The organism is Marivirga lumbricoides (assembly GCF_014636295.1).
GTDB lineage: Bacteria > Bacteroidota > Bacteroidia > Cytophagales > Cyclobacteriaceae > Marivirga > Marivirga lumbricoides.
This window is the reverse complement of record NZ_BMEC01000003.1, coordinates 211,799-236,650: the sequence shown is the minus strand read 5'-3', so window position 1 is coordinate 236,650 and position 24,852 is coordinate 211,799. Positions and strand designations below refer to the sequence as shown.

The window sequence follows — 24,852 nt, the reverse complement described above, 5'->3', positions numbered from 1 at the left end:
CAGCAATAAACTGAACCTTCAATTATTGAATAGTCACTTGTTAAAGAGGGATATTTCCATGCTTCTTTTTAGGAAGAACATCTACTTTATTTTCAAGCATAGCAAAAGCTTTGATTAATTTAGCTCTTGTGTTTTCAGGCATTATAACCTCATCAATATAACCTCTATGAGCAGCCCTGTACGGGTTAGCAAACTTTTCAGTATACTCATCAACCTTTTCATTTAATTTAGCTTCTGAGTCATCAGCAGCCGCTATTTCTTTCCTGAAAATAATCTCAGCAGCGCCCTTAGCCCCCATCACAGCTATTTCTGCTGTAGGCCATGCATAATTCATATCGGCTCCTATGTGTTTAGAGTTCATTACATCATATGCACCGCCATAGGCTTTTCTAGTAATTACAGTTACTCTAGGCACTGTGGCCTCGCTAAAAGCATATAATAACTTTGCTCCGTTAGATATAATTCCATTCCATTCCTGGTCAGTTCCCGGTAAAAACCCAGGAACATCCTCAAACACCAATAATGGAATATTAAAGCTATCGCAGAATCTGACAAAACGAGCGGCCTTTTTACTAGCCTCGTTGTCTAAAACCCCTGCTAAAGAAGCTGGCTGGTTACCCACTATACCTATACTTCTTCCTGCCAGGTGGGCAAACCCCACTACTATATTTTCAGCATAATTCTTATGCACTTCAAAAAAGCTCTTTTCATCCACCGTTCCTTCTATCACCTCTCTCATATCATAAGGTTGGTTAGGGTTATCCGGAATAATTTCATTCAATTGTTTTCTACTCTCATCTTCTTTTTTCTCATAAGGAACAGATGGAGCAGGATCTTCACAATTTTGAGGCACGTAGCTCAATAATCGTTTAATATTATTGATGCATTCCAACTCATTAGCACAAGAAAAATGCGTTACCCCACTTTTTGTACTATGGGTGCTTGCACCCCCAAGTTCTTCTGCTGTAACATTTTCCTGAGTAACAGTTTTTACCACATTAGGCCCTGTTACAAACATATAACTGGTATTTTCTACCATCATAATGAAGTCAGTCATAGCAGGCGAGTAAACAGCTCCTCCTGCGCATGGCCCCATGATAGCAGAAATCTGTGGCACCACGCCTGATGCACGAACATTCCTGTAGAATATATCAGCATAGCCCCCTAAAGAAACAACCCCCTCCTGAATTCTGGCACCACCTGAATCATTTAAGCCGATAACAGGAGCACCGTTCTTCATTGCCATATCCATAATTTTTACAATTTTTTCTGCATGGGTTTCAGAAAGTGAACCTCCAAATACAGTGAAATCCTGCGAAAACACGTATACCAATCTACCTGAAATAGTACCATAACCAGTTACTACACCATCTCCGGGGTAATGTTCATTTTCCAATCCGAAATCTTTGCAGCGATGCATCACGAACTTACCTATCTCTTCAAAGGATCCTTCATCCAGCAGCAAGTCCACTCTTTCTCTGGCTGTCAGTTTCCCTTTCTCGTGCTGTTGAGCAATTCTCTTTTCTCCCCCACCTTCTAAAGCAGCCTCATTCTTTTGTTTTAACAGCTCAAATTTTTCTTTTGAAGTAGGTTTAGTATAGACAGGTTTTTCTTTATCGCTTTTAGCCATTCTATTTCAAATTGATTAATATTCAAATATAGCTTAGGCATTATGAAAAATGAATTATAATACTCGTTTAATTCCAAAAATTATATTCCATCTCCGCTTTTAAGGATTAGATTAAAAAATAATTAACATTTCTATTGGTCTTACTACATCTGATTGTCGGTTTATGAATATATAGTATATTGCGCAAATTTTTCAGCCCAACTTATAATATGGATAAAGTAGCAGTTATAGATATTGGAACAAACACCTTCCATTTATTAATAGTAGATGTATCGGGAGCAGAGAGGGAAATTATTCATAAGGAGAAAATAGCAGTTAAGCTCGGTGAAGGAGGGATAAGTGTGGGCAAAATTACGGATGCTGCACAAGAACGGGCATTACAAACATTAAGTCATTTTAAGAATAAAATTGACTCGGAAAAAGTAGACAGAATATTTGCAAGTGCTACCAGCGCTATGCGAAATGCCAGTAACGGTAAAGACATCATCCGTAAAATAGATCAGGTTTGCGGAATAAAAGTAAAAATTATTTCTGGAATTGAAGAAGCTCAATTTATCCAAAAAGGCGTTAAAAAAGCTATAAAAATAGGCTCCAAACCTACATTAGTAATGGATATTGGAGGTGGAAGTGTAGAGTTTATCCTATGCAATGAAAAGGAAATATTCTGGTTGGAAAGCTTCGAAATTGGAGCACAACGCCTATTAGACAAGTTTCACAAACATGATCCAATTTCGAAAGAGGACATTGAAAATCTTTATCAATATTTAGAAAAAGAATTAAGTCCACTGACAGCCCAATTAGAGGAATGGCAACCTCATTCGCTAATAGGTTCCTCAGGCACTTTTGATACTTTAGTGGATATGGCTTATGCTAAAAAAACAGAAAACAAACCGGACGATGTAGCCTTTACCTTAAGCTTGGATGACTTTCAATTACTTTTTGATGAAATAATACATAAAGAAAGAGCTGAGCGCTTAGCTATTCCCGGGATGATTGAAATGCGTGTGGATATGATAGTAGTTGCCATATGCTTAATTCAATTCATACTCAGAAACAATGATTTTAACGCCATCCAGGTATCAACGTATGCTTTAAAGGAGGGGATTCTTGAAGCTATAGTACAAGAAGAAATTATAGTATAATGAAAAACATTAGTTACAACTCACTTAAATTATTTGCTGAAGAGGTTTTCCTGAGAATGGGCTGTCCGGCAAAGGAAGCTCATGAAGCTGCTGAAGTATTATTAAGTGCAGATTTAAGAGGAGTAGACTCACATGGAGTAGCACGTTTGAGCGGCTACATTCGGCTATGGGAGCAAGATAGAATAAATGCCAAGCCGGAAATTAAAATTGTTCATGAAACGCCAAGTACCGCTGTTATTGATGGTGACAAAGGCCTTGGACTTGTAGTGGCCCCGTTTGCTATGCGGATAGCAATAGAAAAGGCTAAAATTGCAGGAACAGGATGGGTTTCCGTTAAAAACTCTAACCATTACGGAATTGCAGGCTATCATAGCATGATGGCTCTTGAAAATGACATGATAGGCTGGTCTATGACAAATGCCAGCCCATTAGTTTCTCCCACATTCTCAACTGAGAGATTATTAGGTACTAACCCTATCTCTATTGCTATTCCTGCAGATAAACAACCACCTTTTGTGGCAGATTTTGCTACCACTACAGCTGCCAATGGAAAGTTGGAAGTTTTAAAAAGAAAAAATGAGAAAGCACCTCTTGGCTGGGTACAGGATTCAAATGGTAAACCCACAACAGATGTGGATGCACTCAAATCAGGTGGAAGTATGTTGCCATTAGGGGGAGATAGAGAACATGCAAGTCACAAAGGCTATATACTTGGATCAATAGTAGACATATTTTCAGCAGTACTATCAGGCGCTAATTACGGCCCATGGGCTCCTCCATTTGTTAGTTTTTTACCTTTAAGAGAAGATCCTGTAGGAGATGGACTGGGTCACTTCTTCGGAGCCATGCGTATTGATGCTTTCAGGCCTGCCAATGATTTCAAGAAGCATATGGACAACTGGATTGAAACATTTAGAAAATCTTCTGTGACTGAAGAAAATGATAGAGTGCTTATTCCTGGCGATCCTGAAAGAGAAATTTCAAATGAACGCTTAAAAAATGGTATTCCTTTATTAAATCCTGTTATTGAGGACCTAATAAAAATTGGTGATCAATTTAAATTGGATTTTAAAAGTTATTTTAAAGACTAAAGCCAAGCCTTAATACAAAAGCATTATTATAGGGAGATTTGAGGGGATCATATAGCAGGTTGTACAAAAGCATCAAATTAACACCCGCTCTTCTTCCTATCGGCTGAAAATAACCTGCTCCTACAAACATCCCAGGTACCCATTCTCTTGCTACTTCCTGAGTGCTAAAATTAGCTACGTCAAGGTTTATATTTTCAAATTCAGTATAAGCAAATAGAAAATCAGTAATATTATATCTGCCAAATAGCTTCCCTCCATAAATATTGGTACTGATTTCGTAAACCTGAGAGGGGCCTTGCACATTCGCTTTGAAATATTGGTATATCACTCCTACTCCAGCAGAGAATTTGTTATTGACCATATACCCAACTGCTGGGGAAACCTCAATTTGAGTAACATTAGTCCCTATCTGTAAACCGAAATTACCTCCTAAATAAAGCCTTTCCAGAAAAGTACTTTCTTCATCAACATATTTTTGGGCGAAAGACTGGGAACAGATAAATGAAACTAAGAGAAGAGATAAAATATACTTTTTCATAAGATTAAAGAGTTCTATTTTTCTTTCTTAACTATAACAAATAAATCTTCCTCTGCCTGCTTCATCAAATACCTCTCTCGGGCAAACTTCTCAAGAAGTTCTTCATCACTCATTAAACCTTCTCTATCCAACTCTACCTCCTTAATTTTCTCCTGGTAGTATTCTTTCTCTTCCAGCAAGTCATTGTATTTAGATGATAAACGCAATTGGGATATCAAATCATTGTTATCTAAAAAAAGCATCCACACCAGGAAAATAAACCCTGTTACGAAATAGAAGTTTTTAAATATTTTAGGAATTCTGTCCATATCCTTACTGTCCTAAATTAATAAATCTGACTGAATGATAAAACAAATAAAGTTTATATAATCAAAAAAAGTCATTAACCATTAGGTTAATGACTTTTAAGAAATCTTATTGTAAAAAAAATTAGAAATTAATACCTGGGAAATAAGCCATTTCTCCTAGCTCTTCCTCTATTCTCAAAAGTTGATTATACTTTGCCATTCTATCAGAACGCGAAGCAGAACCGGTTTTAATCTGACCTGAATTCATAGCCACAGCCAAATCTGCAATAGTGGTATCTTCTGTCTCTCCTGATCTATGAGAAATAATGTTCTTGTAAGAAGCTTTATCTGCCATTCTGATAGCATTAATAGTTTCAGTCAAACTTCCAATTTGGTTAACCTTCACTAGTATAGAGTTAGCTATCTTCTCATCAATTCCTTTTTGAAGTCTTTTCGTATTGGTTACAAAAAGATCATCTCCTACTAACTGAACAGTTGTTCCAATCTCTCTGGTTAATTTTTCCCATCCAGACCAGTCGTCTTCCTGCATACCATCTTCAATAGACAGAATAGGATATTTCTGGCTCCATGTTTTCCAGTAAGCTACCATTTCATCAGAAGTAAGCTCTTCTCCTGTACTTCCAAAAACGTATTTCTTCTTATTGCTATCATAAAATTCAGAAGCAGCAGCATCCATTGCAATATAGATGTCCTCACCTGGTCTGTACCCTGCCTTTTCAATAGCAGTAAGAACCACCTCAATTGCTTGCTCATTAGATTCGATGTTTGGCGCAAAACCTCCTTCATCTCCTACGTTGGTAGAAAGTCCTTTGCTCTTTAAAACCTCTTTAAGGTGATGAAAAACAGATGTACCCATATGCAAAGCCTGAGAAAAAGTTTCTGCATTCACTGGCATCACCATAAATTCCTGGAAATCAATTTTATTATCTGCATGGCTTCCTCCATTCAGAATATTCATCATAGGAACAGGTAAAGTATTAGCATTAACTCCTCCAATATATCTGTACAATGGTTGGTTGCTTAGTTGAGCCGCTGCTTTTGCTACTGCTATTGAAACTCCCAGAATAGCGTTAGCTCCTAGCTTAGATTTGTTATCAGTACCATCTAACTCGATCATTAACTTATCGATTAGATTTTGCTCGTAAACAGAGAAACCAATTAACTCTTCCGCTATAGTTGTATTTACATTATTAACGGCCTTTAAAACACCTTTCCCCATGTAAATACCCTTCTCCTTGTCACGAAGTTCAACTGCTTCGTGCACACCTGTGCTGGCACCGGAAGGTACTGCTGCTCTACCAAAGCCGCCTCCGCTTGTTGAAACTTCTACTTCTACGGTAGGGTTTCCTCTTGAATCTAAAATTTGTCTTGCGTGGATGTTCTCTATTATACTCATAGTTTTACTAGTTGATTAGTGAAATAAATTGATCAAATAAATAGCGCGAGTCGTGAGGACCCGGAGATGACTCAGGATGATACTGAACTGAGAATACTTTCTTATCTCTCATCTTCAAGCCTTCAACAGTATCATCATTTAAGTTAATATGTGTAGCTTCAACGAGCGTTGATTTTTTAACGTCATCAGCATTTACACTAAATCCATGATTTTGGGATGTGATCTCGCCCTTACCTGTAATAATATTCTTTACAGGCTGATTAAGTCCTCTATGTCCATTGTGCATTTTATAAGTACCCACACCATTTGCTCTTGCAATAAGCTGATGTCCTAAACAAATACCAAATAAAGGTTTATCACTTTTAATAATTTCTTTAGCAGTATCAACAGCATATTCCATGACAGCAGGGTCTCCAGGACCATTAGAAAGAAAATATGCCTTTGGCTCCCATTTTTCAGTTTCTTCAAAAGTTGTTCTGGCAGGATAAACTTTGCAATGAAAACCTCTGTTAACAAGCTGCTTTAATATACTTGACTTAATACCATAGTCCATTACCGCAAGCTTAATCCCCCCCTGCTCACCAACTTCATAAGATTCTTTAACAGAGACCTGCGAAGAAAGTTCTAAGCCTTCCATAGAAGGTACCTCATCCAGATGCTTTTGTAGTTCAGCTATATCCAAAACCTCGGAGGATATAATTGCATTCATAGTTCCCTTATCCCGAATATGCCGTACAATAGCCCGCGTATCCACATCACAAATACCTGGTATATGATGTTTAGAAAGATAATCCTGCAAACTACCATCAGCTGTAAATCTGCTAAAATTATCTGAAAAGGAATTGATAACTACACCGAAAATTTTAGGAGAATCAGACTCTGTTTCATTTATAAGAGTTCCATAATTACCTATATGAGCATTTGTATTAATCATTATTTGACCATAATAGGACGGGTCAGTATATAGCTCCTGATAGCCTGTCATACCCGTGTTAAAGCATATTTCTCCTCCTCTGGTACCATGATGCCCTATTGATTTTCCTCTGAAGACTGTACCGTCTTCAAGTAACAAAACAGCATCAGTCTTATTTGTGTACTTCATTGCTATAATTTTTGATAGTAATAAATAACATTCGTTATGGGATGGGCTTTGATTGTTTAAATAGTCTTGAGAGAGCAAAAATAAAAAAAGGGATTGAATAAAATCCAATCCCTTTTAATTTTTTAACTAATCTTGAAGAATATATTTATGCATCCTCTTTCTTATCTTCTGAATCGTCAGATTTTTTATCTTCTGATTTTTTTGCTTTTGGCTCTTCTGATTTAGCTTCAGAATCATCAGCCTTGGCTTCTTTAGAAGCTGCTTTCTTAGTCTTTGGCTCTTTAGTCTCTTCAGCTTTAGCTTCAGTAGCGGAATCATTAGATGCAGCAGCCTTAGATCCACCACCTCTTCTGCTTCTTCTAGTTGAAGTTTTCTTCTTATCAGACTTCTCTCCTAATAGATTTTCGTTGTAATCTACTAATTCGATCAACGCCATTTCAGCATCATCACCTAAACGAGAGCCTAATTTAATAATTCTGGTATAACCACCAGGTCTTGAAGCAATCTTTGCTCCTATCTCATCAAACAATTCTTTAATTGACTCCTTATTTTTTAAATAAGAAAATACAATTCTTCTATTGTGAGTGGTATCCTCTTTTGATTTAGTTAACAAAGGCTCAACATACTGACGTAATGCTTTTGCTTTTGCAACTGTAGTTGTTATCCTCTTAGATAAAATCAAAGAAGAAGCCATATTAGCTAACATCGCCTTACGATGTGGAGCAGTTCTGCTTAAATGATTAAATTTCTTACCGTGTCTCATTATCCTTATTCTTCATCAAGTTTGTATTTGGAAAGATCCATTCCAAAAGTAAGCCCCTTGTCTGCAACTAATTGCTCTAGTTCAGCAAGCGATTTCTTTCCGAAATTTCGAAATTTCATCATATCTGAAATTTCAAGACCAGCCAAATCACCTAAAGTTTTTACATCTGCTGCTTTCAAACAATTATAAGCTCTTACTGAAAGATCCAAATCATTTAAAGCAGTTTTTAACAGCTTACGCATGTGAAGCATCTCTTCATCTACAGCCTCAGGCTCATCAGAACCACCTGCATCTAATACCATATTCTGGTCAGAGAACAACATAAAGTGTTTGATAAGAATATTTGCAGCACCTTTTAATGCCACTTCAGGATGGATACTTCCATCTGTTTCAATATCCAATATCAATTGCTCATAATCCGTTTTCTGCTCAACACGTGTGTTTTCTACGCTGTATTTTACATTCTTAATAGGAGTAAATATGGAATCTATAGCGATATAACCAACAGATTGCTCTCCATTTTTATTATCCTCAGAAGATAAATAGCCTCTGCCCTTTTCAATTGTTAATTCAATCTCAAAGTTTACAGACTCGTCCATATGACAAATCAATAAATCAGGATTAAGTATTTCATAAGCTGAAGTGAATTTGTTTATATCACCAGCTCTGAACTCAGTCTGATTTTTTAATGAAATTGTTAATTTATTATCAGCGCTATCCGAAATTTTCTTAAAACGAACCATTTTAAGGTTAAGAATAATCTCAGAAACATCTTCTACAACCCCTTCAATTGAAGAAAACTCATGCAACACACCAGGTATTTTAATACCTGTTATTGCATAGCCCTCCAGTGAAGAAAGTAGGATTCTTCTTAGCGCATTACCTACGGTAACTGCATAACCTCTTTCTAATGGTTTGAATGTAAAAAGCCCGTGAAAATCATCTGCTTTCTCCATTGCCACCTTTTCAGGCATTTGGAATGCTAAAATGGACATATTATAAAATTTTCTATTTTTGACTAATTACTTAGAGTACAACTCGACAATAAGCTGCTCATTAATATTTTCTGGAATATCTTCTCTCTGTGGTACATTTACCAATTTTCCAGTCATAGAAGATTTATCAAACTCCAACCAAGGATATTTTGATACAGAATTAGTTGATAAACTATTAGTGATAGCTTCCAAAGATTTAGATTTTTCTCTCACGCCAATTGTATCACCTTCCTGCAATTGATAAGAAGGAACATTTACAATTTCTCCATTCACTAGAATGTGCTTATGAGAAACAAATTGTCTGGCTGCTCTTCTTGTAGGAGCAATTCCTAAACGAAAAACTACATTATCTAGTCTAGATTCTAGGAGTTGCAATAATACCTCACCTGTAATACCTGTTTTACGAGAAGCTTTATCAAAAAGATTAGCAAATTGCTTTTCTAATACACCATAAGTGTATTTCGCTTTTTGCTTTTCCATCAATTGAACAGCATATTCTGATTGCTTTCTTCTTCTACCACGACCATGCTGACCAGGAGGATAAGCCTTTTTAGTAAGTGCCTTACTTGCACCAAAAATAGGTTCATTGAACCTTCTAGCTATCTTGGATTTTGGACCTTTATATCTTGCCATTTCTTAAATATCTTTGACTGTGTATTAAACTCTTCGTCTTTTAGGAGGACGACATCCATTATGTGGTAACGGAGTCACATCCTTAATAACTGTTACCTCAATACCAGTATTTTGTATAGTTCTGATTGCAGAATCTCTTCCAGCTCCAGGGCCTTTAACAAACACTTCTACCTTTCTTAAGCCTAAATCATAAGCAGTTTGTGCAGCATTTTGTGCAGCAACCTGACCAGCATAAGGAGTATTTTTCTTTGAGCCTTTAAAACCCATCTTTCCTGCTGATGCCCAAGAAACAACTTGTCCTGTAGAATTAGTTAAGGATACAATGATATTGTTGAAAGAAGCTTTAATGTGCGCCTGACCAACAGCCTCAACGTTTACTACTCTCTTTTTAGCTTTATCTTTTCTCTTTTGAGCCATGATCTATAAATTACTTAGTAGCTTTCTTTTTATTAGCAATTGTTTTTCTCTTTCCTTTTCTGGTACGAGAATTATTCTTGGTACGCTGACCTCTAACCGGAAGTCCTTTTCTATGACGTAAGCCTCTGTAACAACCGATATCTAATAATCTTTTAATACTCATTTGTACTTCAGATTTTAGAACACCTTCAGTTTTAAAGTTTTCACTTATGATGTTACGAACAGCATTGGCTTCGTCCTCAGTCCACTCGCCAACTTTCTTATTCTCATCTATGCCAGCTTGCTCTAGAATCTTCTGAGCTGAACTTCTTCCAATACCAAAAATATAAGTTAATGATATTGCTCCTCTTTTGTTATCAGGAATATCTACACCGGAAACTCTTGCCATAATTACCCTTGTCTTTGTTTGAAACGTGGATTCTTTTTGTTGATCACGTAAAGTTTGCCATTTCTTCGGATCACTTTACAGTCAACACTTCTCTTTTTGATTGAAGCTTTAACTTTCATAATTCGCTTTATTTATACCTATAAACGATTCTTCCCTTTGTTAGATCATAAGGGGACATCTCTAATTTTACTTTATCTCCCGGAAGAATTTTTATATAATTCATCCTCATTTTACCTGAGATATGGGCTATCACCTCATGACCATTACTTAACTCAACGCGAAACATTGCATTCGACAAGGCTTCCGTTATCGTACCATCCTGCTCTATTGAACTTTGTTTTGCCATAATCTTGATTTAAGCAACCGCACTGGTTTGCGATGACCTTCCTTTTAATTTACCTGATTTCATCATACCTTCATAATGGCGCATTAAAAGATAACTTTCAATTTGCTGTAATGTATCTAAAATAACACCTACCATAATAATCAGTGATGTACCACCGAAAAACTGGGAGAATGAAGCTCCTACACCTGCCATAGCTACGAAAGCTGGCAATACAGCAATTAATGCTAGGAATATTGAGCCAGGTAAAGTGATTTTTGTTAATATATTATCTATAAAATCTGAGGTTTGCTTTCCTGGTTTAATACCCGGAACAAATCCTCCATTTCTCTTCATATCATCTGCAATTTGACTAGGATTAATAGTGATTGCAGTATAAAGAAATGTAAATATGATAATCAGTAATGCAAAGGTTAAATTGTACTGCCAACTTTGAAAATCTGAAAATACAGTTCCTATATAAGAGGCCGTATCACTTTCATCAGCCCACACATTAGCTAATAAAGCTGGTAAAAACATTAAAGATTGAGCAAATATGATTGGCATAACACCAGAAGCATTTACCTTTAAAGGGATATACTGTCTTTGTCCTCCATAAACTCTACCCCCAACTACTTGCTTTGCATACTGTACCGGAATTCTTCTTGTAGCCTGAACCAACATTACTGTGATCATAACTACAAAGAATAAAGCAACTATCTCAAGAATGAAAAACAGCAAACCACTCATTCCTAAAGAAATAGCTTCAGCAACGATTGATCCCGGAAACCTTGAAATGATACCTATCATAATCAACATAGAAATACCATTTCCAATTCCCTTATCTGTAATTTTCTCTCCCAACCACATGCAGAAAACTGTACCAGACGTTAAAACTATCACCGAAGTAATAGTGAAAAATGTCTGACTCATCATAATAGCTTCTGCAGGAATTGTTCCGGCCACATAACCAGACCCTTGAACAAAAGTGATTGCAATAGTTAATACCCTTGTTATTTGAGTAATCTTCTTTCTACCAGATTCTCCTTCCTTCTGTAGTTTTTGAAAGTAAGGCACAGCTACAGTTAACAGCTGAATAACAATACTAGCAGAAATATAAGGCATAATACCCAACGCAAAAATGGAGGCATTAGAAAATGCTCCACCTAGTATTGTATCTAGTAAACCAAATATACCTTGTGCATCACCAGACAATTTTGTTGGATCAACACCTGGAAGTACCACAAAAGAACCTAAACGAAATATAATTAAGAACCCAATAGTGTTCAGAATTCTATCTCTAAGTTCCTCAATGGAAAAGATATTCTTTATGGTAGAAAAAAAACGATTCATATTATAATGTTGATGCAGTTCCTCCAGCTTTCTCTATAGCTTCAACAGCAGATTTAGAGTATGCATTAACTGTTACAGTTAATTTAGCTTTCAGTTCACCGTTCCCTAAAATTTTAATTAAGTCATTCTTACCAGCTAAACCACTTTCTTTTAATAAAGCGGTGTCGATAGTATCTACTTTCAACTTTTCATGAAGTGATTGCAAATCACTTAAATTAATAGCTTTATAAGCAACTCTGTTAGGACTTCTGAAGCCAAACTTAGGAACCCTTCTTTGAAGTGGCATTTGACCACCCTCGAAACCGGCTTTACTTGAATATCCACTTCTGGATTTAGCACCTTTGTGACCTCTGGTTGCTGTTCCAGCAGCTCCCGAGCCTTGACCTCTACCTATTCGCTTACGTGTTTTTGTTGAACCTTCAGCAGGTTTTAATGTATGTAATTTCATCTTATCCTTCAGTTACAGTAACAAGGTGACTAACTTTTCTAATCATACCCTCAACTTGAGGTGTAGCAGTCTTCTCAACCGTCTTATTTATCCTTCCTAAACCCAAAGCCTGAATTGTCAGTTTTTGATCGTTAGGTCTTCCGATGACGCTTCTAATTTGAGTTACTTTTATTTTCTTTGCCATCTTACTTATCCGTTAAATACATTAGCTAATGAAATACCTCTGTTTTTAGCAACAGTAAAAGGATCTCTCATTCTGGTTAAAGCATCAAATGTAGCTTTTACCACGTTGTGAGGGTTAGATGATCCTTTTGATTTTGCAAGAACGTTATGAACTCCTGCACTTTCAAAAACAGCACGCATGGCACCTCCAGCTATTACACCAGTACCAGGAGCAGCCGGCTTAACAAGTACAAAACCACCGCTATATTTACCTAATGATTCGTGAGGTACTGTACCTTTCAAAATAGGAACTTTAACAAGGTTTTTCTTTGCGTCATCTATTCCTTTAGTGATAGCATCAGTAACTTCATTAGCTTTACCTAAGCCATAGCCAACTACACCATTTCCATCACCTACAACAACTATGGCTGAAAAACTAAATCTTCTACCACCTTTAACTACTTTAGCTACTCTCTTTATTGCAACAACCTTCTCTTTAAGGTCGATTTCACTTGCTTTTACAGATCTTATGTTACTTTGAGACATATAATTAAAATTTTAAGCCACCTTTACGGGCACCGTCAGCCAATGCTTTTACTTTACCATGAAATCTATAACCGCCTCTGTCAAAAACAATAGCACTGATTCCGGCTTCTTTAGCTTTAGCAGCTAATGTCTCACCTACTTTTGAAGCAGTTTCTATATCTGCATTACTCTTTGCTCCTAATTCCATGGAATTTGTTGCAGCTAATGTGTGACCTTTAAGATCATCCACTATTTGAGCATATATCGCACGATTGCTTTTAAAAACAGTTAACCTTGGAATATCAGATGTTCCTGATATTTTTCTACGGATTCCCTTTTTTATTCTAGCTCTTCTATCTGATTTATTAATAGCCATTATCTTAATTATTTAGCGGCAGTCTTACCTGCTTTACGTCTAATATACTCACCAACAAAACGGATACCTTTACCTTTGTAAGGCTCAACTGATCTCAATGACTTGATTTTTGCAGCTACCTGACCGATTAATTGCTTATCGATACTTTCAAGTGTAATGGTAGGATTCTGACCTTTAACTGTTTCAGCTGTTACTTTAATTTCATCAGGTAAACCCACGAAAATACTATGTGAATAACCAACGTTAAGTTCCAATACATTACCTTGAGCTACAGCCTTATAACCTACCCCAACTAACTCTAACTGTCTTTTATACCCCTCTGAAACACCTTCTACCATATTAGCCAGAAGCGCTCTATAAAGACCATGCATAGCTTTATGTCTTTTAGATTCAGTAGGCCTTACTAGTGTTAACACGTTATCTTCAACAGACAACTTTATAGCTGGATTAACCTGCTGCTGTAAAGAACCCTTTGAGCCTTTTACAGTCACCATATTATCTTTAGCAATATCAAGGGTAACACCCTGAGGCAATTTTATTGGACTTTTACCTATTCGTGACATTTCAATTTTTTAATATACGTAGCACAAAACTTCACCACCAACTTTCAAATTCCTAGCTTCTTTATCAGTGATAACACCATTAGAAGTAGAAAGAATAGCTATTCCTAAACCATTTAAAACTCTAGGAAGCTCTTCTGAATTACAATATTTTCTAAGACCCGGTTTTGAAACTCTCTCCAATTTTGTAATGGCAGAGGTTTTACTAACAGGATCATACTTTAAAGCGATTTTAATACTACCTTGAGCATTAGTATCTTCAAACTTATAGTTTAAGATATAACCTTTTTCATGAAGCACCTTTGTCAGACTCTTCTTAAGATTAGAGGCTGGCACTTCAACGATTCTATGCTTTGCTTTAATAGCATTACGAACCCTTGTTAAATAATCAGCTATTGGATCAGTTACCATTTCTTATATTATTAATCATTTCATACCTCTGCCGAAACAGGCCTGCAAAGATAAGAAAATATTTTGTTAATTAAAATTTACTAATAAAAAATCACCAACTAGCTTTAGTGACTCCAGGAATCTTACCTGCTGAGGCCATTTCTCTAAACGTTACCCTGGAAATTCCAAACTTCCTCATGTAACCTTTAGGTCTACCAGTCAATTTACATCTGTTATGCAAACGAACCGGTGAAGCATTCTTAGGTAATTTATCAAGTGCTTCATAGTCGCCATTAGCTTTTAATTCAGCACGTTTGGCAGCAAATTTAGCTACCATTTTTTCTCTTTTCCTTTCTCTGGCAATTACTGCTTTTCTAGCCATAATTAGTTATTATTTTTACTTGCAAATGGCATTCCGAAAGACTTTAATAACTCAAAGCTCTCTTCATCTGTATTTGCTGTAGTGACAAATGTAATATCCATACCTGAAATTGTAGCAACTTTTTCAATGCTTATCTCAGGAAAAATAATTTGTTCTTTAATGCCTAAAGTATAATTACCTCTACCATCAAAGCCCTTATCCTTAACACCTCTGAAGTCACGAACACGTGGTAAAGAAACTGACAATAATCTGTCAAGAAACTCATACATCTTACTTCCACGAAGAGTAACTTTAGCTCCAATTGGCATCCCCTCTCTCAACTTAAAGTTTGAGATTGAGTTCTTAGCATAAGTAGGCATAGCTTTTTGACCAGATATAGTAGATAACTCCTCTACTCCTACATCTACTAATTTTTTATCAGCCGTTGCAGCACCAATACCTTTGTTGATAACTATTTTCTCCAACTTAGGTACCTGCATAATAGACTTATACTGAAATTTTTCCTTTAATGCAGGAATAATCTCATTGGTATATATATCTTTTAATCTTGGATTAGCCATTGTTAATTACCTCCCCTGTTTTCTTAGAAAATCTTTGCAATTTACCTTTATCGTCTGCTTTTCTACCTGTTCTGGTAGCTTCACCTGTTGCAGGATCTACTAACATCAGGTTACTGATGTGAATAGCCGCCTCAACTTTCTCTATACCTCCTTCAGGGCTAGTAGCAGATGGTTTTTTATGTTTAGTTACAATATTAACACCTTCAACAAGTGCTCTTTGCTTCTCACCAAACATCTCCAAAACTTTTCCACTTTTACCTTTCGAATTACCAGAGATTACTTTTACAGTATCTCCTTTTCGAATGTGGAACTTTTGTTGTTTATTTTTCTTCCTTTCCATTATTATAATACTTCAGGTGCTAAGGAAACTATTTTCATGAATTGCTTCTCTCTTAACTCTCTTGCTACAGGGCCAAAAATACGAGTACCTCTAGGCTCATCATTAGGGTTAAGTAATACAGCAGCGTTATCTTCAAATCTGATGTAAGAACCATCTTTTCTTCTTACTTCCTTTTTAGTTCTAACGATTACCGCACGAGAAACAGTTCCTTTCTTAAGATTACTAGATGAAAGAGCTGATTTGACACTTACAATAATCTTATCTCCGATAGAAGCATACCTCTTTTTAGTACCCCCTAATACACGAATACAAAGTACTTCTTTAGCACCACTGTTATCCGCTACACTTAATCTTGATTCTTGTTGTATCATGGTTATTTAGCTCTTTCTAAAATTTCTACTAATCTCCATCTCTTATTTTTACTCAAAGGACGAGTCTCACTAATCCTTACAGTATCACCAATACCGCAATCATTTGATTCGTCATGAGCCATAAACTTGGTAGTTTTCTTCAAAAATTTACCATATATAGGGTGCTTCACTTTTCTTTCAACCGAAACAGTGATAGACTTCTCCATTTTGTTGCTTACAACAAGCCCTATTCTTTCTTTTCTAAGGTTTCTTTCCATCTTAGCGATTATTTAGCAAGTTCTTTAGCCCTTAGCTCGGTCTGTAACCTAGCTATATTTTTACGAGTTACCCTAATTTGCATAGGGTTTTCTATAGGTGATATAGCGTGGGCAAACTGAAACTTCTGAAGCTTCTGCGCTTCATTATTGATATTCTCCCTGAGCTCGTCAATAGATAGTTTTTTGATATCTGAATTTTTCATGACGATTAATTTTCTGCGTAATCTCTTCTTACTGTAAACTTAGTTTTTAAAGGAAGCTTTTGAGCAGCTAACCTTAAGGCTTCTTGAGCTAACTCAATTGGCACTCCACCTGCTTCAAACATGATAGTTCCAGGTTTAACAGTAGCCACCCAGTATTCAGGAGCTCCTTTACCTTTACCCATCCTTACTTCAGCAGGCTTTTTTGTAATTGGTTTATCAGGGAAAATCCTAATCCAAACCTGACCCTGACGCTTCATAGCACGAGTCATGGCAATCCTGGAGGCTTCAATTTGCCTACTAGTAATCCATCCCGGCTCAAGCGATTTTAAAGCAAAACTTCCGAAAGCAATGGTGTGTCCTCTCTGAGCGATACCTTTTACTCTACCTTTTTGCTTCTTCCTAAATTTCGTTCTTTTCGGCTGTAACATCTTATATTATCTTTAAGCTAAAATCCGGAGATTATTTTCTCTTTCTTTTAGGACGTTCACTTCTTCTATTATTACCAGGACCAGGTGCATTGCCTTTAGTTTGCGCACCAGCGCCAACATTAAGAGAAAGATCTCTCTTACCAAATACCTCACCTTTGAAAACCCAAACTTTGATACCTATGATACCATAGATCGTGTTTGCTTCCGATACTTCATAATCGATATCTGCTCTTAAAGTATGCAAAGGAATTCTCCCTTCTTTATACATCTCTGTACGAGCCATCTCCGCTCCGCCCAAACGACCGGAAACTTTGATTTTAATACCTTGAGCACCAACTCTCATTGCCGAAGCAATAGATTGCTTCATTGCTCTTCTATATGATATACGAGCTTTTAATTGTTGAGCTATTGATTCCCCGACCAACTTAGCGTCTAATTCAGGTCTCTTAATCTCAAAGATATTAATTTGAACATCTTTGCCAGTCAACTTCTTAAGCTCCTCTTTTAATTTATCTACTTCGCTACCACCTTTACCAATAACAACACCAGGACGTGCAGTATGTATAGTAAGCGTGATTCTCTTTAAAGTTCTTTCGATAACTATCTTAGAGATCCCTCCTTTTGGGATACGCGCAAGGATATATTCCCTTATCTTATGATCTTCAATTAGCTTTTCAGAAAAAGCATTACCTTTTCCACCGTACCAGTTGGACTCCCAACCTCTAACGATGCCTAAACGAAAACCGGTAGGATTAACTTTCTGTCCCATCTATTTTTTATTTTCGGAGTTTTCAGTTTCAACTATTGCATTCTCTGCTTCAGGAGCGCTATCCACAATTAAAGTAACATGGTTAGATCTCTTTCTTATTCTGTGTGCTCTACCTTGTGGTGCAGGTCTTAACCTTTTTAGCATTCTACCACCGTCTACTCTAACTTCCTTTACAAAAAGATTAGCTTCTTCAAGATCAGTGTCAGGATTCGCTTGCTGCCAGTTAGCTATAGCTGATAATAAAAGCTTTTCTACTTTTGCAGCACCATTCTTTGATTCAAACTTAAGGATACCTAAAGCTCTATTCACTTTTTCTCCCCTGATAAGATCTACTACCATCCTCATTTTTCGAGGTGAAGTGGGTACATTATTTAACTTAGCAATAGCTTCCATTATCTCTTACCTTTATCTTTCTTATTAATATGACCTCTGAAGTTTCTCGTTGGAGAAAATTCACCTAATTTGTGCCCTACCATGTTCTCAGTTACATAAACCGGAATAAACTTATTGCCATTATGAACTGCAAAAGTATGCCCAACAAAATCAGGAGAAATCATTGATCTTCTTGACCAGGTTTTTATCACAGATTTCTTACCGGAATCAGTCATATCATCAACCTTCTTCGCAAGTCGGAAATCAATATATGGTCCTTTTTTTAACGATCTAGCCATTTATTACTTCTTTTTACCGATAATTAATTTATTGGAATATTTCTTAGGGGTTCTTGTTTTAAGACCTTTAGATAATAAACCATTTCTTGATCTTGGGTGACCTCCTGAAGACTTACCTTCACCACCACCCATTGGGTGATCAACTGGGTTCATAACAACACCTCTAACCCGAGGTCTTCTTCCTAGCCATCTTTTTCTACCTGCTTTTCCTAATCTAACAATCATATGATCAGAGTTAGAAACTACACCCACAGTTGCAAGACAAGCACTTAGTACTAATCTCATTTCACCTGAAGGTAACTTAATAGTAGAATACTTACCATCACGTGCTAATAACTGAGCATAAGCACCTGCACTTCTAACCATAGCAGCACCTGAACCTGGACGGATTTCAATGTTATGAATAATGGTACCTAATGGTAAAGATGATAAGGGTAAAGCATTTCCTAACTCAGGCGCTATTTCAGTTCCTGATAATACTTTATCTCCTACTTTTATACCATTTGGCGCAAGTATATATCTTTTTTCACCATCAGCATAATGTAATAAAGCTATAAATGCTGTTCTTGATGGATCATACTCAACTGTTGCTACTGTAGCAGGTATTCCATGCTTGTTACGTTTGAAATCAATGATACGAACATTTTGCTTATGTCCACCACCAATGTATCTCATGGTCATTCTACCTGAATTATTTCTTCCTCCCTTTTTTCTCAAAGGTGTAAGAAGTGACTTTTCAGGCTCTACCTTACTTAACTCGGTATATACCGGAGCTAATCTATGTCGTTGTCCAGCTGTAACTGGTCTAAATTTTTTAACTGCCATTTTTCAGATCATTAAATTTCGCTGTAGAAATCAATTATTTCACCTTCAGCTACTGTAACGATAGCCTTTTTATAATCAGGTTTTCTACCAGTTAAAACTCTGGATTTAGTATAGCGTGATTTTTGCTTGCCTAAATACTTCATTGTATTTACATCCTCAACATTCACACCGTATCTCTTCTCAACTTCTGATTTGATTTCAACTTTGTTTGCTCCATTAGCAACAACGAAACCATATTTACCCTTTTCATTCAAGGCAGAAATCTTCTCTGTAACAAGTGGTTTTATTAAAACGCTCATATCTTTTCCTTAAATAAGTTTTCAACTTTTTCTACAGATCCTTCTACTAAGAATAACTTATCTGCATGTAATACATCATAAGTATTCAACATATCAGCTGTAATTACTCTGGTATTCTTTAAATTTCTACTAGCCATTACAACGTTTTTATCGTTTTCAGGCAATACAATTAAAGTTTTAACAGAATTTACAGAAAGATTATTTAACACTGCCAAAAATGATTTAGTCTTAGCATCATTTAAAGAAATAGATTCTAAAATACCGATCATTTGGTCTTTAGCCTTATAAGTTAAGGCTGACATTCTGGCAAGACGTTTTACCTTCTTGTTTAATTTAAAACTATAATCTCTTGGTCTCGGACCAAAAACTCTACCACCACCTTTAAAAACAGGTGATTTTATACTTCCGGCACGGGCTGTACCAGTACCTTTTTGTTTCTTAATCTTTCTAGTTGAACCAGCAATTTCAGCTCTTTCCTTGGATTTATGAGTTCCTTGTCTTGCATTAGCTAATTTCTGCTTCACGTCTAAATAGATAGCGTGATCATTAGGTTCAATGTCAAAGATGGCATCGGATAAAGAAATTTTTCTTCCCGTGTCTTCGCCTGTCGATTTAAATACTGAAAGCTCCATCTTTATTTTTCTATTATTACAATTGAATTCTTTGCACCGGGAACTGACCCGCTAATAAGAAGTAAATTCTTCTCAGGAATTAGTTTCAACACTCTTAAGTTAGTGTTTTTCACTCTTGCTCCTCCCATTCTTCCAGCCATTCTCATACCTGGGAAAACTCTTGCAGGATAAGAAGCTCCACCAATAGAACCTGGTGCTCTTCCTCTGTTATGCTGACCATGAGTAGCCTGACCAACACCACCAAAACCATGACGTTTTACAACACCTTGAAAACCTTTACCTTTTGAAGTACCAGCAACATCAACAAAGTCACCTTCAACAAAAATGTCTTCAATTTTAACTAACTGCCCTAAAGACAAGTTATGAACAAAAGGCTCCTCACCTTCATGCTCTTTAAACTCTATGAGTTTCCTCTTTGGTGTTGTTTGAGCATTTGCAAAATGTCCTTTCAACGCCTTAGGTGTATTCTTTTCTTTGCGCTCGCCAAAGCCCAACTGAACAGCAGAATAACCATCGGTTTCCAAACTTTTTACTTGCGTTACCACACAAGGACCAGCCTCTATCACCGTGCATGCGACATTACGTCCATCGGCACCGTAGATGCTAGTCATTCCGATTTTTTTTCCAATTATTCCAGACATTATTATTTAATTATAAACCTTTCAAAACGGGATATATTCTAGCTTTTCCCGAAAGGACTGCAAAGTTAGCAATTTATTGTAAGATACAAAACGTACTAACTTAAAAATTATAAATATTTTTAGATAAAAAAAGGAACCAATGAATTCAGGCTCATTGGTTCCTTTATTAACAGAAATAAGCTCTGTCAAACTTTTATCTCTACATCAACACCACTAGGTAATTCCAGTTTCATTAATGCATCAACAGTTTTAGGACTATTTGAATAAATATCAACTAACCTCTTAAATGTGCAAAGTTGAAATTGCTCTCTAGACTTTTTATTCACGTGCGGTGAACGCAAAACTGTAAATATTTCTTTCTCAGTAGGCAAAGGAATTGGTCCACTTACCACCGCTCCGGTAGTTTTAACCGCCCTTACAATTTTCTCAGAAGATTTATCAACCAAGTTGTGATCGTAAGACTTTAATTTTATTCTAATTTTCTGATTCATAATTCCAATTATTTAACAGCTTCACCCTTTACCTTAGCAATTACCTGTTCAGCAAGATGATTTGGTACAGGATCGTAATGTGAGAAAGTTAAAGAAGCAGTTGCTCTTCCAGATGTAATGGTTCTTAAGTCGGTAACATATCCAAACAATTCAGACAACGGCACATCAGCTTTAATAATCTGAGCTCCACCTCTTGTATCCATTCCTTTCATCAAACCTCTTCTCTTGTTCAAATCACCTGTTACAGGACCAGTATATTCATCAGGTGAAGTAACTTCAACCTTCATAATAGGCTCTAATAACTGAGGACCTGCCTTTTTAGCGGCTTGTTTAAATCCAATTCTTGCAGCCAATTCGAAAGAAAGTGCATCTGAATCCACATCGTGGAAACTACCATGATACAATTCTACTTTCATAGCTTCTATTGGATAACCTGCTAACGGACCATTGTTCATTGCTTCGGTAAACCCTTTTTGAATAGCTGGGATAAATTCTTTAGGAATTACACCACCAGTAATACTATTCTGGAATTGCAGACCAGGCTTAATTTCTCCTGTAGTTGCATCTGGTTCAGCTGGAGATAATTTAAATACTATATCTGCAAACTTACCTTTACCACCTGACTGCTTCTTATAAACCTCTTTATGATCTACCAAAGAAGTAATTGCCTCTTTGTAAGCCACCTGAGGAGCACCTTGGTTTACCTCAACTTTAAATTCACGCTTCATTCTATCCATGATGATATCAAGGTGCAATTCACCCATACCTCTTAGGATAGTCTGACCTGTTTCTTCATCTGTATTAACCTGAAGCGTTGGATCCTCTTCCACCAACTTAGCAATAGCCATACCCATTTTATCAACATCCGCCTGAGTTTTAGGCTCAATAGCATATCCGATAACAGGTTCAGGGAAAGTCATAGATTCCAAAACAATCTTATGATTCTCATTACAAAGCGTATCCCCGGTTTTAATATCTTTAAAACCAACTACAGCAGCAATATCACCAGCTTGGAGCTGATCAATTTGATTTTGCTTATTAGCGTGCATTTGGAAGATACGGGAAATCCTTTCTTTCTTATTAGTTCTTGTATTAAATACATAAGAACCAGAATCTAAGAAACCAGAATAAGCTCTAACGAAACAAAGTCTTCCTACAAATGGATCCGTTGCAATTTTAAATGCTAATGCAGCAAAAGGATCTTCTTTAGAAGGTTTTCTTGAAGTAGGCTCATCAGTATCAGGATTAGTACCAACAATATTATCTCTATCTAAAGGTGAAGGAAGTAACTCCATCACATAATTCAGAAGAGTTTGAACTCCTTTATTTTTAAAAGCTGAACCACACATCATTGGCACAAAAGCCAAATCGATAGTTGCTTTTCTTAATGCACTAATTACTTCTTCTTTGGTAATCGATTCAGGATCTTCAAAGAATCTTTCCATTAATGACTCATCATATTCAGCTACAGATTCTAATAATTTCTCTCTGTACTCTTCTACCTCATCAGCCATATCTTCAGGAATCGGAATCTCCTCGAAAGTCATTCCCTGATCTTCTTCATTCCAAACCGCAGCTTTCATTTCTACCAAATCAACCACACCTCTGAAATTTCCTTCAGCTCCAATTGGCAATTGAAGTGGAACAGCTTTGGTCTTTAACATGTCTTTAACCTGTCTGCAGACATTAAGGAAATCCGCACCATCTCTGTCCATCTTGTTAACAAACCCAATTCTGGCAACTTTATAGTTATCAGCTAATCTCCAGTTTGTTTCAGACTGAGGTTCAACACCATCTACGGCACTGAACAAAAATACCAGGCCATCTAATACTCTTAAAGATCTGTTTACCTCAACAGTAAAATCCACGTGACCCGGAGTATCAATAATATTGATGTGATATTTGTCATTTTTGTAAGGCCAGAAAACAGTAGTAGCAGCAGAAGTAATAGTTATACCTCTCTCCTGCTCCTGCTCCATCCAGTCCATTGTTGCAGCACCATCGTGTACCTCACCTATTTTATGGCTTACCCCAGTATAGTAAAGGATACGCTCAGTAGTAGTAGTTTTTCCAGCATCGATGTGTGCAGCGATACCAATATTTCTTGTTAATCTAAGATCTCTTGCCATTATACTAGCTATTAAAATCTAAAGTGTGAAAATGCTTTATTTGCTTCAGCCATTCTGTGCGTATCATCTTTCTTCTTGATAGCAGCACCTTCGCCTTTTGAAGCAGCAATGATTTCACCTGCAAGACGCTCCATCATTGTCTTTTCTCCTCTTTTACGAGCATAGGTAATCATCCATTTTATACCCAAAGAAGTCTTTCTTTCAGGTCGTACTTCCAATGGCACTTGAAAAGTAGCACCACCCACTCTACGGCTTTTAACCTCTACAGAAGGTGAAATATTTGCTAAAGCTTTTTTCCATGTCTCAATACCGTTCTCTTTAGTTTTTTCCTCTACTAATTGAACAGCATCATAAAAAATAGCATAAGCTGTACTTTTCTTTCCGTCTTCCATTAAATAGTTAACGAATTTTGTCACCATTGTATCCCCAAATTTAGGATCAGGTAGTACGTATCTCTTTTTAGGTTTTGCTTTCCTCATCTCGATTTATTTCTTAGGTCTTTTAGCTCCATATTTAGATCTCCTTTGCGTACGACCATTTACACCAGCTGTATCTAATGCTCCTCTGATGATGTGGTATCTTACACCTGGTAAATCTTTCACTCTTCCACCTCTAATTAAAACAATAGAGTGTTCTTGAAGATTGTGTCCTTCACCTGGAATATAGGCGTTAACTTCTTTTTGATTGGTCAATCTTACCCTGGCCACTTTCCTCATTGCTGAGTTAGGCTTCTTTGGAGTGGTTGTGTACACCCTTGTACAAACCCCTCTTCTTTGTGGGCAAGAATCCAGCGCAGGAGATTTTGACTTTGAAGTCAATTTCTTTCTACCTTTTCGTACTAATTGCTGTATAGTAGGCATCTATTATTACTTTATCTTCTTTACTACTTGAGATTTTTAGGACTGCAAAGGTAAAAAATCAGATGCATTATCCAAATACATCTGACTATTTTATTTCACAATATCCTAATTTATAAGGATTAAGCTTTAAGCTTCCCCCATATTAGACCCAAAATTCATTGGAAATTTGGGTACCTCTTCAGACTGTTTTATGGGTCCGAAGTTCTTTTCATACTTGTTTATATTATCCTTCAGGGCATTTAATAACCTTTTTGCATGCTCTGGTGTAACTACTACTCTGGATTTAACCTTAGCTTTAGGTACTCCCGGCATTAATCGGATAAAATCAATAACAAACTCTCCATTGGAATGAGCTATCATGGCAAGATTTGCATAAACTCCTTCCGCTACTTCCTCTGAAAGCTCAATGTTAATTTGATTCGGATTTTTTTTGTTCTCTTTATTATCCTCCATAT

General features: G+C 36.6%; 40 protein-coding genes. 2 read left to right on the top strand and 38 right to left on the bottom strand.

The genetic code is table 11. From position 1 onward, the window contains the following. Nucleotides 1-40 precede the first annotated feature (40 nt). Nucleotides 41-1,630 carry an acyl-CoA carboxylase subunit beta gene (locus tag IEV85_RS05885; RefSeq protein ID WP_188461175.1) on the bottom strand — a complete coding sequence of 530 codons (1,590 nt, stop codon included), beginning with the start codon at nt 1,628-1,630 and terminating at the stop codon, nt 41-43. 209 nt (nt 1,631-1,839) lie between these two features. On the opposite strand from IEV85_RS05885, the gene IEV85_RS05880 reads away from it, so the two are divergent. Beyond that, complete coding sequence (locus IEV85_RS05880; RefSeq protein WP_188461173.1) at nt 1,840-2,772, top strand: Ppx/GppA phosphatase family protein; 933 nt, start codon at nt 1,840-1,842, stop codon at nt 2,770-2,772. Beyond that, nucleotides 2,772-3,863 carry an Ldh family oxidoreductase gene (locus IEV85_RS05875; RefSeq protein WP_188461171.1) on the top strand — a complete coding sequence of 364 codons (1,092 nt, stop codon included), beginning with the start codon at nt 2,772-2,774 and terminating at the stop codon, nt 3,861-3,863. The genes IEV85_RS05880 and IEV85_RS05875 overlap by 1 nt, the downstream gene beginning before the upstream one ends. On the opposite strand, the gene IEV85_RS05870 is transcribed toward IEV85_RS05875, so the two are convergent. The 37 genes from IEV85_RS05870 to IEV85_RS05690 all read right to left on the bottom strand — a co-directional run bounded on the left by IEV85_RS05870 (nt 3,853) and on the right by IEV85_RS05690 (nt 24,850). Next, a complete protein-coding gene (locus IEV85_RS05870; RefSeq protein ID WP_188461170.1) occupies nt 3,853-4,401 on the bottom strand; it encodes a hypothetical protein in 549 nt (182 codons plus the stop codon). The two genes, IEV85_RS05875 and IEV85_RS05870, sit on opposite strands and share 11 nt — an antisense overlap. Nucleotides 4,402-4,415: 14 nt before the next feature. Next, a complete protein-coding gene (locus IEV85_RS05865; protein WP_188461169.1) occupies nt 4,416-4,709 on the bottom strand; it encodes an FtsB family cell division protein in 294 nt (97 codons plus the stop codon). A gap of 121 nt (nt 4,710-4,830) precedes the next feature. Then, nucleotides 4,831-6,105, bottom strand: a complete 1,275-nt coding sequence (gene eno, locus IEV85_RS05860) for a phosphopyruvate hydratase (protein ID WP_188461168.1) — start codon at nt 6,103-6,105, stop codon at nt 4,831-4,833. A 7-nt stretch (nt 6,106-6,112) separates the two neighbouring features. Next, nucleotides 6,113-7,207, bottom strand: a complete 1,095-nt coding sequence (gene carA, locus IEV85_RS05855; RefSeq protein ID WP_188461166.1) for a glutamine-hydrolyzing carbamoyl-phosphate synthase small subunit — start codon at nt 7,205-7,207, stop codon at nt 6,113-6,115. 145 nt (nt 7,208-7,352) lie between these two features. Further along, nucleotides 7,353-7,970, bottom strand: a complete 618-nt coding sequence (gene rplQ / locus IEV85_RS05850) for a 50S ribosomal protein L17 (RefSeq protein WP_188461163.1) — start codon at nt 7,968-7,970, stop codon at nt 7,353-7,355. Between the two features lie 5 nt (nt 7,971-7,975). Next, a complete protein-coding gene (locus tag IEV85_RS05845) occupies nt 7,976-8,965 on the bottom strand; it encodes a DNA-directed RNA polymerase subunit alpha (RefSeq protein WP_188461162.1) in 990 nt (329 codons plus the stop codon). A 27-nt stretch (nt 8,966-8,992) separates the two neighbouring features. After that, nucleotides 8,993-9,598: a 30S ribosomal protein S4 gene (rpsD, locus tag IEV85_RS05840; protein ID WP_188461161.1), complete on the bottom strand. Its 606-nt coding sequence runs from the start codon at nt 9,596-9,598 to the stop codon at nt 8,993-8,995. 24 nt (nt 9,599-9,622) lie between these two features. Continuing rightward, nucleotides 9,623-10,015 (bottom strand): 30S ribosomal protein S11, encoded by a 393-nt coding sequence (rpsK, locus tag IEV85_RS05835; protein ID WP_188461160.1) that lies wholly within the window; start codon nt 10,013-10,015, stop codon nt 9,623-9,625. Between the two features lie 10 nt (nt 10,016-10,025). After that, complete coding sequence (gene rpsM, locus IEV85_RS05830) at nt 10,026-10,403, bottom strand: 30S ribosomal protein S13 (protein WP_188461158.1); 378 nt, start codon at nt 10,401-10,403, stop codon at nt 10,026-10,028. A 2-nt stretch (nt 10,404-10,405) separates the two neighbouring features. Beyond that, nucleotides 10,406-10,522: a 50S ribosomal protein L36 gene (rpmJ, locus tag IEV85_RS05825; RefSeq protein ID WP_188461156.1), complete on the bottom strand. Its 117-nt coding sequence runs from the start codon at nt 10,520-10,522 to the stop codon at nt 10,406-10,408. Nucleotides 10,523-10,530: 8 nt separating this feature from the next. Continuing rightward, nucleotides 10,531-10,749 (bottom strand): translation initiation factor IF-1, encoded by a 219-nt coding sequence (gene infA, locus IEV85_RS05820; protein WP_013455172.1) that lies wholly within the window; start codon nt 10,747-10,749, stop codon nt 10,531-10,533. 9 nt (nt 10,750-10,758) lie between these two features. Further along, a complete protein-coding gene (gene secY, locus IEV85_RS05815; RefSeq protein WP_188461155.1) occupies nt 10,759-12,078 on the bottom strand; it encodes a preprotein translocase subunit SecY in 1,320 nt (439 codons plus the stop codon). Between the two features lies 1 nt (nt 12,079). Then, nucleotides 12,080-12,526, bottom strand: a complete 447-nt coding sequence (gene rplO / locus IEV85_RS05810) for a 50S ribosomal protein L15 (RefSeq protein WP_188461153.1) — start codon at nt 12,524-12,526, stop codon at nt 12,080-12,082. Nucleotide 12,527: 1 nt separating this feature from the next. Continuing rightward, a complete protein-coding gene (gene rpmD, locus IEV85_RS05805; RefSeq protein ID WP_188461152.1) occupies nt 12,528-12,710 on the bottom strand; it encodes a 50S ribosomal protein L30 in 183 nt (60 codons plus the stop codon). Between the two features lie 5 nt (nt 12,711-12,715). Then, the gene (rpsE, locus tag IEV85_RS05800) at nt 12,716-13,234 is read right to left on the bottom strand and encodes a 30S ribosomal protein S5 (RefSeq protein WP_188461150.1); all 519 of its coding nucleotides are present in this window, start codon (nt 13,232-13,234) and stop codon (nt 12,716-12,718) included. Between the two features lie 4 nt (nt 13,235-13,238). After that, nucleotides 13,239-13,589, bottom strand: coding sequence for a 50S ribosomal protein L18 (rplR, locus tag IEV85_RS05795; protein ID WP_188461148.1), 351 nt, complete (start codon nt 13,587-13,589; stop codon nt 13,239-13,241). A gap of 8 nt (nt 13,590-13,597) precedes the next feature. Beyond that, nucleotides 13,598-14,152, bottom strand: a complete 555-nt coding sequence (gene rplF / locus IEV85_RS05790; protein WP_188461136.1) for a 50S ribosomal protein L6 — start codon at nt 14,150-14,152, stop codon at nt 13,598-13,600. Nucleotides 14,153-14,161: 9 nt separating this feature from the next. Continuing rightward, entirely contained in the window at nt 14,162-14,560 is a 399-nt protein-coding gene (rpsH, locus tag IEV85_RS05785; RefSeq protein WP_188461134.1) for a 30S ribosomal protein S8, read from the bottom strand. Between the two features lie 91 nt (nt 14,561-14,651). Beyond that, nucleotides 14,652-14,921: a 30S ribosomal protein S14 gene (gene rpsN, locus IEV85_RS05780; RefSeq protein WP_188461132.1), complete on the bottom strand. Its 270-nt coding sequence runs from the start codon at nt 14,919-14,921 to the stop codon at nt 14,652-14,654. Between the two features lie 2 nt (nt 14,922-14,923). Further along, complete coding sequence (gene rplE / locus IEV85_RS05775; RefSeq protein WP_188461130.1) at nt 14,924-15,481, bottom strand: 50S ribosomal protein L5; 558 nt, start codon at nt 15,479-15,481, stop codon at nt 14,924-14,926. Next, nucleotides 15,474-15,821, bottom strand: a complete 348-nt coding sequence (gene rplX, locus IEV85_RS05770) for a 50S ribosomal protein L24 (protein ID WP_188461127.1) — start codon at nt 15,819-15,821, stop codon at nt 15,474-15,476. The genes rplE and rplX overlap by 8 nt, the downstream gene beginning before the upstream one ends. 2 nt (nt 15,822-15,823) lie before the next feature. Next, nucleotides 15,824-16,192 carry a 50S ribosomal protein L14 gene (gene rplN / locus IEV85_RS05765; RefSeq protein ID WP_188461125.1) on the bottom strand — a complete coding sequence of 123 codons (369 nt, stop codon included), beginning with the start codon at nt 16,190-16,192 and terminating at the stop codon, nt 15,824-15,826. Between the two features lie 2 nt (nt 16,193-16,194). Beyond that, complete coding sequence (gene rpsQ, locus IEV85_RS05760) at nt 16,195-16,458, bottom strand: 30S ribosomal protein S17 (protein WP_425562882.1); 264 nt, start codon at nt 16,456-16,458, stop codon at nt 16,195-16,197. Continuing rightward, a complete protein-coding gene (gene rpmC / locus IEV85_RS05755) occupies nt 16,458-16,652 on the bottom strand; it encodes a 50S ribosomal protein L29 (RefSeq protein ID WP_188461121.1) in 195 nt (64 codons plus the stop codon). The genes rpsQ and rpmC overlap by 1 nt, the downstream gene beginning before the upstream one ends. A 5-nt stretch (nt 16,653-16,657) precedes the next feature. Further along, nucleotides 16,658-17,080 carry a 50S ribosomal protein L16 gene (gene rplP, locus IEV85_RS05750; protein ID WP_188461119.1) on the bottom strand — a complete coding sequence of 141 codons (423 nt, stop codon included), beginning with the start codon at nt 17,078-17,080 and terminating at the stop codon, nt 16,658-16,660. Nucleotides 17,081-17,111: 31 nt separating this feature from the next. Further along, nucleotides 17,112-17,849: a 30S ribosomal protein S3 gene (gene rpsC / locus IEV85_RS05745; RefSeq protein ID WP_188461117.1), complete on the bottom strand. Its 738-nt coding sequence runs from the start codon at nt 17,847-17,849 to the stop codon at nt 17,112-17,114. Next, the gene (gene rplV / locus IEV85_RS05740; RefSeq protein ID WP_188461115.1) at nt 17,850-18,242 is read right to left on the bottom strand and encodes a 50S ribosomal protein L22; all 393 of its coding nucleotides are present in this window, start codon (nt 18,240-18,242) and stop codon (nt 17,850-17,852) included. Next, the gene (rpsS, locus tag IEV85_RS05735; protein WP_188461108.1) at nt 18,242-18,520 is read right to left on the bottom strand and encodes a 30S ribosomal protein S19; all 279 of its coding nucleotides are present in this window, start codon (nt 18,518-18,520) and stop codon (nt 18,242-18,244) included. Before rpsS ends, rplV begins: the two co-directional genes overlap by 1 nt. Nucleotides 18,521-18,523: 3 nt before the next feature. After that, complete coding sequence (gene rplB / locus IEV85_RS05730) at nt 18,524-19,345, bottom strand: 50S ribosomal protein L2 (protein ID WP_188461106.1); 822 nt, start codon at nt 19,343-19,345, stop codon at nt 18,524-18,526. A gap of 11 nt (nt 19,346-19,356) precedes the next feature. Beyond that, entirely contained in the window at nt 19,357-19,644 is a 288-nt protein-coding gene (rplW, locus tag IEV85_RS05725) for a 50S ribosomal protein L23 (RefSeq protein WP_188461104.1), read from the bottom strand. Next, a complete protein-coding gene (gene rplD / locus IEV85_RS05720) occupies nt 19,641-20,276 on the bottom strand; it encodes a 50S ribosomal protein L4 (RefSeq protein ID WP_188461102.1) in 636 nt (211 codons plus the stop codon). The genes rplW and rplD overlap by 4 nt, the downstream gene beginning before the upstream one ends. Before the next feature lie 2 nt (nt 20,277-20,278). Beyond that, entirely contained in the window at nt 20,279-20,917 is a 639-nt protein-coding gene (gene rplC, locus IEV85_RS05715) for a 50S ribosomal protein L3 (protein WP_188461100.1), read from the bottom strand. Nucleotides 20,918-21,102: 185 nt separating this feature from the next. Continuing rightward, nucleotides 21,103-21,408, bottom strand: coding sequence for a 30S ribosomal protein S10 (gene rpsJ / locus IEV85_RS05710; protein WP_188461099.1), 306 nt, complete (start codon nt 21,406-21,408; stop codon nt 21,103-21,105). Nucleotides 21,409-21,416: 8 nt separating this feature from the next. Continuing rightward, nucleotides 21,417-23,537 carry an elongation factor G gene (gene fusA, locus IEV85_RS05705; protein WP_188461085.1) on the bottom strand — a complete coding sequence of 707 codons (2,121 nt, stop codon included), beginning with the start codon at nt 23,535-23,537 and terminating at the stop codon, nt 21,417-21,419. An 11-nt stretch (nt 23,538-23,548) separates the two neighbouring features. Beyond that, entirely contained in the window at nt 23,549-24,016 is a 468-nt protein-coding gene (gene rpsG / locus IEV85_RS05700; RefSeq protein WP_188461083.1) for a 30S ribosomal protein S7, read from the bottom strand. 6 nt (nt 24,017-24,022) lie between these two features. After that, nucleotides 24,023-24,397: a 30S ribosomal protein S12 gene (gene rpsL / locus IEV85_RS05695; protein WP_188461081.1), complete on the bottom strand. Its 375-nt coding sequence runs from the start codon at nt 24,395-24,397 to the stop codon at nt 24,023-24,025. Between the two features lie 126 nt (nt 24,398-24,523). After that, entirely contained in the window at nt 24,524-24,850 is a 327-nt protein-coding gene (locus IEV85_RS05690) for a DUF3467 domain-containing protein (RefSeq protein ID WP_188461079.1), read from the bottom strand. Nucleotides 24,851-24,852 lie beyond the last annotated feature (2 nt).

Bases quoted from the DNA above. Each gene is read 5' to 3' on its own strand.
- IEV85_RS05885 (WP_188461175.1), bottom strand. From the start codon at position 1,630: ATGGCTAAAAGCGATAAAGAAAAACCTGTCTATACTAAACCTACTTCA.
- IEV85_RS05880 (WP_188461173.1), top strand. From the start codon at position 1,840: ATGGATAAAGTAGCAGTTATAGATATTGGAACAAACACCTTCCATTTA.
- IEV85_RS05875 (WP_188461171.1), top strand. From the start codon at position 2,772: ATGAAAAACATTAGTTACAACTCACTTAAATTATTTGCTGAAGAGGTT.
- IEV85_RS05870 (WP_188461170.1), bottom strand. From the start codon at position 4,401: ATGAAAAAGTATATTTTATCTCTTCTCTTAGTTTCATTTATCTGTTCC.
- IEV85_RS05865 (WP_188461169.1), bottom strand. From the start codon at position 4,709: ATGGACAGAATTCCTAAAATATTTAAAAACTTCTATTTCGTAACAGGG.
- eno (WP_188461168.1), bottom strand. From the start codon at position 6,105: ATGAGTATAATAGAGAACATCCACGCAAGACAAATTTTAGATTCAAGA.
- carA (WP_188461166.1), bottom strand. From the start codon at position 7,207: ATGAAGTACACAAATAAGACTGATGCTGTTTTGTTACTTGAAGACGGT.
- rplQ (WP_188461163.1), bottom strand. From the start codon at position 7,970: ATGAGACACGGTAAGAAATTTAATCATTTAAGCAGAACTGCTCCACAT.
- IEV85_RS05845 (WP_188461162.1), bottom strand. From the start codon at position 8,965: ATGTCCATTTTAGCATTCCAAATGCCTGAAAAGGTGGCAATGGAGAAA.
- rpsD (WP_188461161.1), bottom strand. From the start codon at position 9,598: ATGGCAAGATATAAAGGTCCAAAATCCAAGATAGCTAGAAGGTTCAAT.
- rpsK (WP_188461160.1), bottom strand. From the start codon at position 10,015: ATGGCTCAAAAGAGAAAAGATAAAGCTAAAAAGAGAGTAGTAAACGTT.
- rpsM (WP_188461158.1), bottom strand. From the start codon at position 10,403: ATGGCAAGAGTTTCCGGTGTAGATATTCCTGATAACAAAAGAGGAGCA.
- rpmJ (WP_188461156.1), bottom strand. From the start codon at position 10,522: ATGAAAGTTAAAGCTTCAATCAAAAAGAGAAGTGTTGACTGTAAAGTG.
- infA (WP_013455172.1), bottom strand. From the start codon at position 10,749: ATGGCAAAACAAAGTTCAATAGAGCAGGATGGTACGATAACGGAAGCC.
- secY (WP_188461155.1), bottom strand. From the start codon at position 12,078: ATGAATCGTTTTTTTTCTACCATAAAGAATATCTTTTCCATTGAGGAA.
- rplO (WP_188461153.1), bottom strand. From the start codon at position 12,526: ATGAAATTACATACATTAAAACCTGCTGAAGGTTCAACAAAAACACGT.
- rpmD (WP_188461152.1), bottom strand. From the start codon at position 12,710: ATGGCAAAGAAAATAAAAGTAACTCAAATTAGAAGCGTCATCGGAAGA.
- rpsE (WP_188461150.1), bottom strand. From the start codon at position 13,234: ATGTCTCAAAGTAACATAAGATCTGTAAAAGCAAGTGAAATCGACCTT.
- rplR (WP_188461148.1), bottom strand. From the start codon at position 13,589: ATGGCTATTAATAAATCAGATAGAAGAGCTAGAATAAAAAAGGGAATC.
- rplF (WP_188461136.1), bottom strand. From the start codon at position 14,152: ATGTCACGAATAGGTAAAAGTCCAATAAAATTGCCTCAGGGTGTTACC.
- rpsH (WP_188461134.1), bottom strand. From the start codon at position 14,560: ATGGTAACTGATCCAATAGCTGATTATTTAACAAGGGTTCGTAATGCT.
- rpsN (WP_188461132.1), bottom strand. From the start codon at position 14,921: ATGGCTAGAAAAGCAGTAATTGCCAGAGAAAGGAAAAGAGAAAAAATG.
- rplE (WP_188461130.1), bottom strand. From the start codon at position 15,481: ATGGCTAATCCAAGATTAAAAGATATATATACCAATGAGATTATTCCT.
- rplX (WP_188461127.1), bottom strand. From the start codon at position 15,821: ATGGAAAGGAAGAAAAATAAACAACAAAAGTTCCACATTCGAAAAGGA.
- rplN (WP_188461125.1), bottom strand. From the start codon at position 16,192: ATGATACAACAAGAATCAAGATTAAGTGTAGCGGATAACAGTGGTGCT.
- rpmC (WP_188461121.1), bottom strand. From the start codon at position 16,652: ATGAAAAATTCAGATATCAAAAAACTATCTATTGACGAGCTCAGGGAG.
- rplP (WP_188461119.1), bottom strand. From the start codon at position 17,080: ATGTTACAGCCGAAAAGAACGAAATTTAGGAAGAAGCAAAAAGGTAGA.
- rpsC (WP_188461117.1), bottom strand. From the start codon at position 17,849: ATGGGACAGAAAGTTAATCCTACCGGTTTTCGTTTAGGCATCGTTAGA.
- rplV (WP_188461115.1), bottom strand. From the start codon at position 18,242: ATGGAAGCTATTGCTAAGTTAAATAATGTACCCACTTCACCTCGAAAA.
- rpsS (WP_188461108.1), bottom strand. From the start codon at position 18,520: ATGGCTAGATCGTTAAAAAAAGGACCATATATTGATTTCCGACTTGCG.
- rplB (WP_188461106.1), bottom strand. From the start codon at position 19,345: ATGGCAGTTAAAAAATTTAGACCAGTTACAGCTGGACAACGACATAGA.
- rplW (WP_188461104.1), bottom strand. From the start codon at position 19,644: ATGAGCGTTTTAATAAAACCACTTGTTACAGAGAAGATTTCTGCCTTG.
- rplD (WP_188461102.1), bottom strand. From the start codon at position 20,276: ATGGAGCTTTCAGTATTTAAATCGACAGGCGAAGACACGGGAAGAAAA.
- rplC (WP_188461100.1), bottom strand. From the start codon at position 20,917: ATGTCTGGAATAATTGGAAAAAAAATCGGAATGACTAGCATCTACGGT.
- rpsJ (WP_188461099.1), bottom strand. From the start codon at position 21,408: ATGAATCAGAAAATTAGAATAAAATTAAAGTCTTACGATCACAACTTG.
- fusA (WP_188461085.1), bottom strand. From the start codon at position 23,537: ATGGCAAGAGATCTTAGATTAACAAGAAATATTGGTATCGCTGCACAC.
- rpsG (WP_188461083.1), bottom strand. From the start codon at position 24,016: ATGAGGAAAGCAAAACCTAAAAAGAGATACGTACTACCTGATCCTAAA.
- rpsL (WP_188461081.1), bottom strand. From the start codon at position 24,397: ATGCCTACTATACAGCAATTAGTACGAAAAGGTAGAAAGAAATTGACT.
- IEV85_RS05690 (WP_188461079.1), bottom strand. From the start codon at position 24,850: ATGGAGGATAATAAAGAGAACAAAAAAAATCCGAATCAAATTAACATT.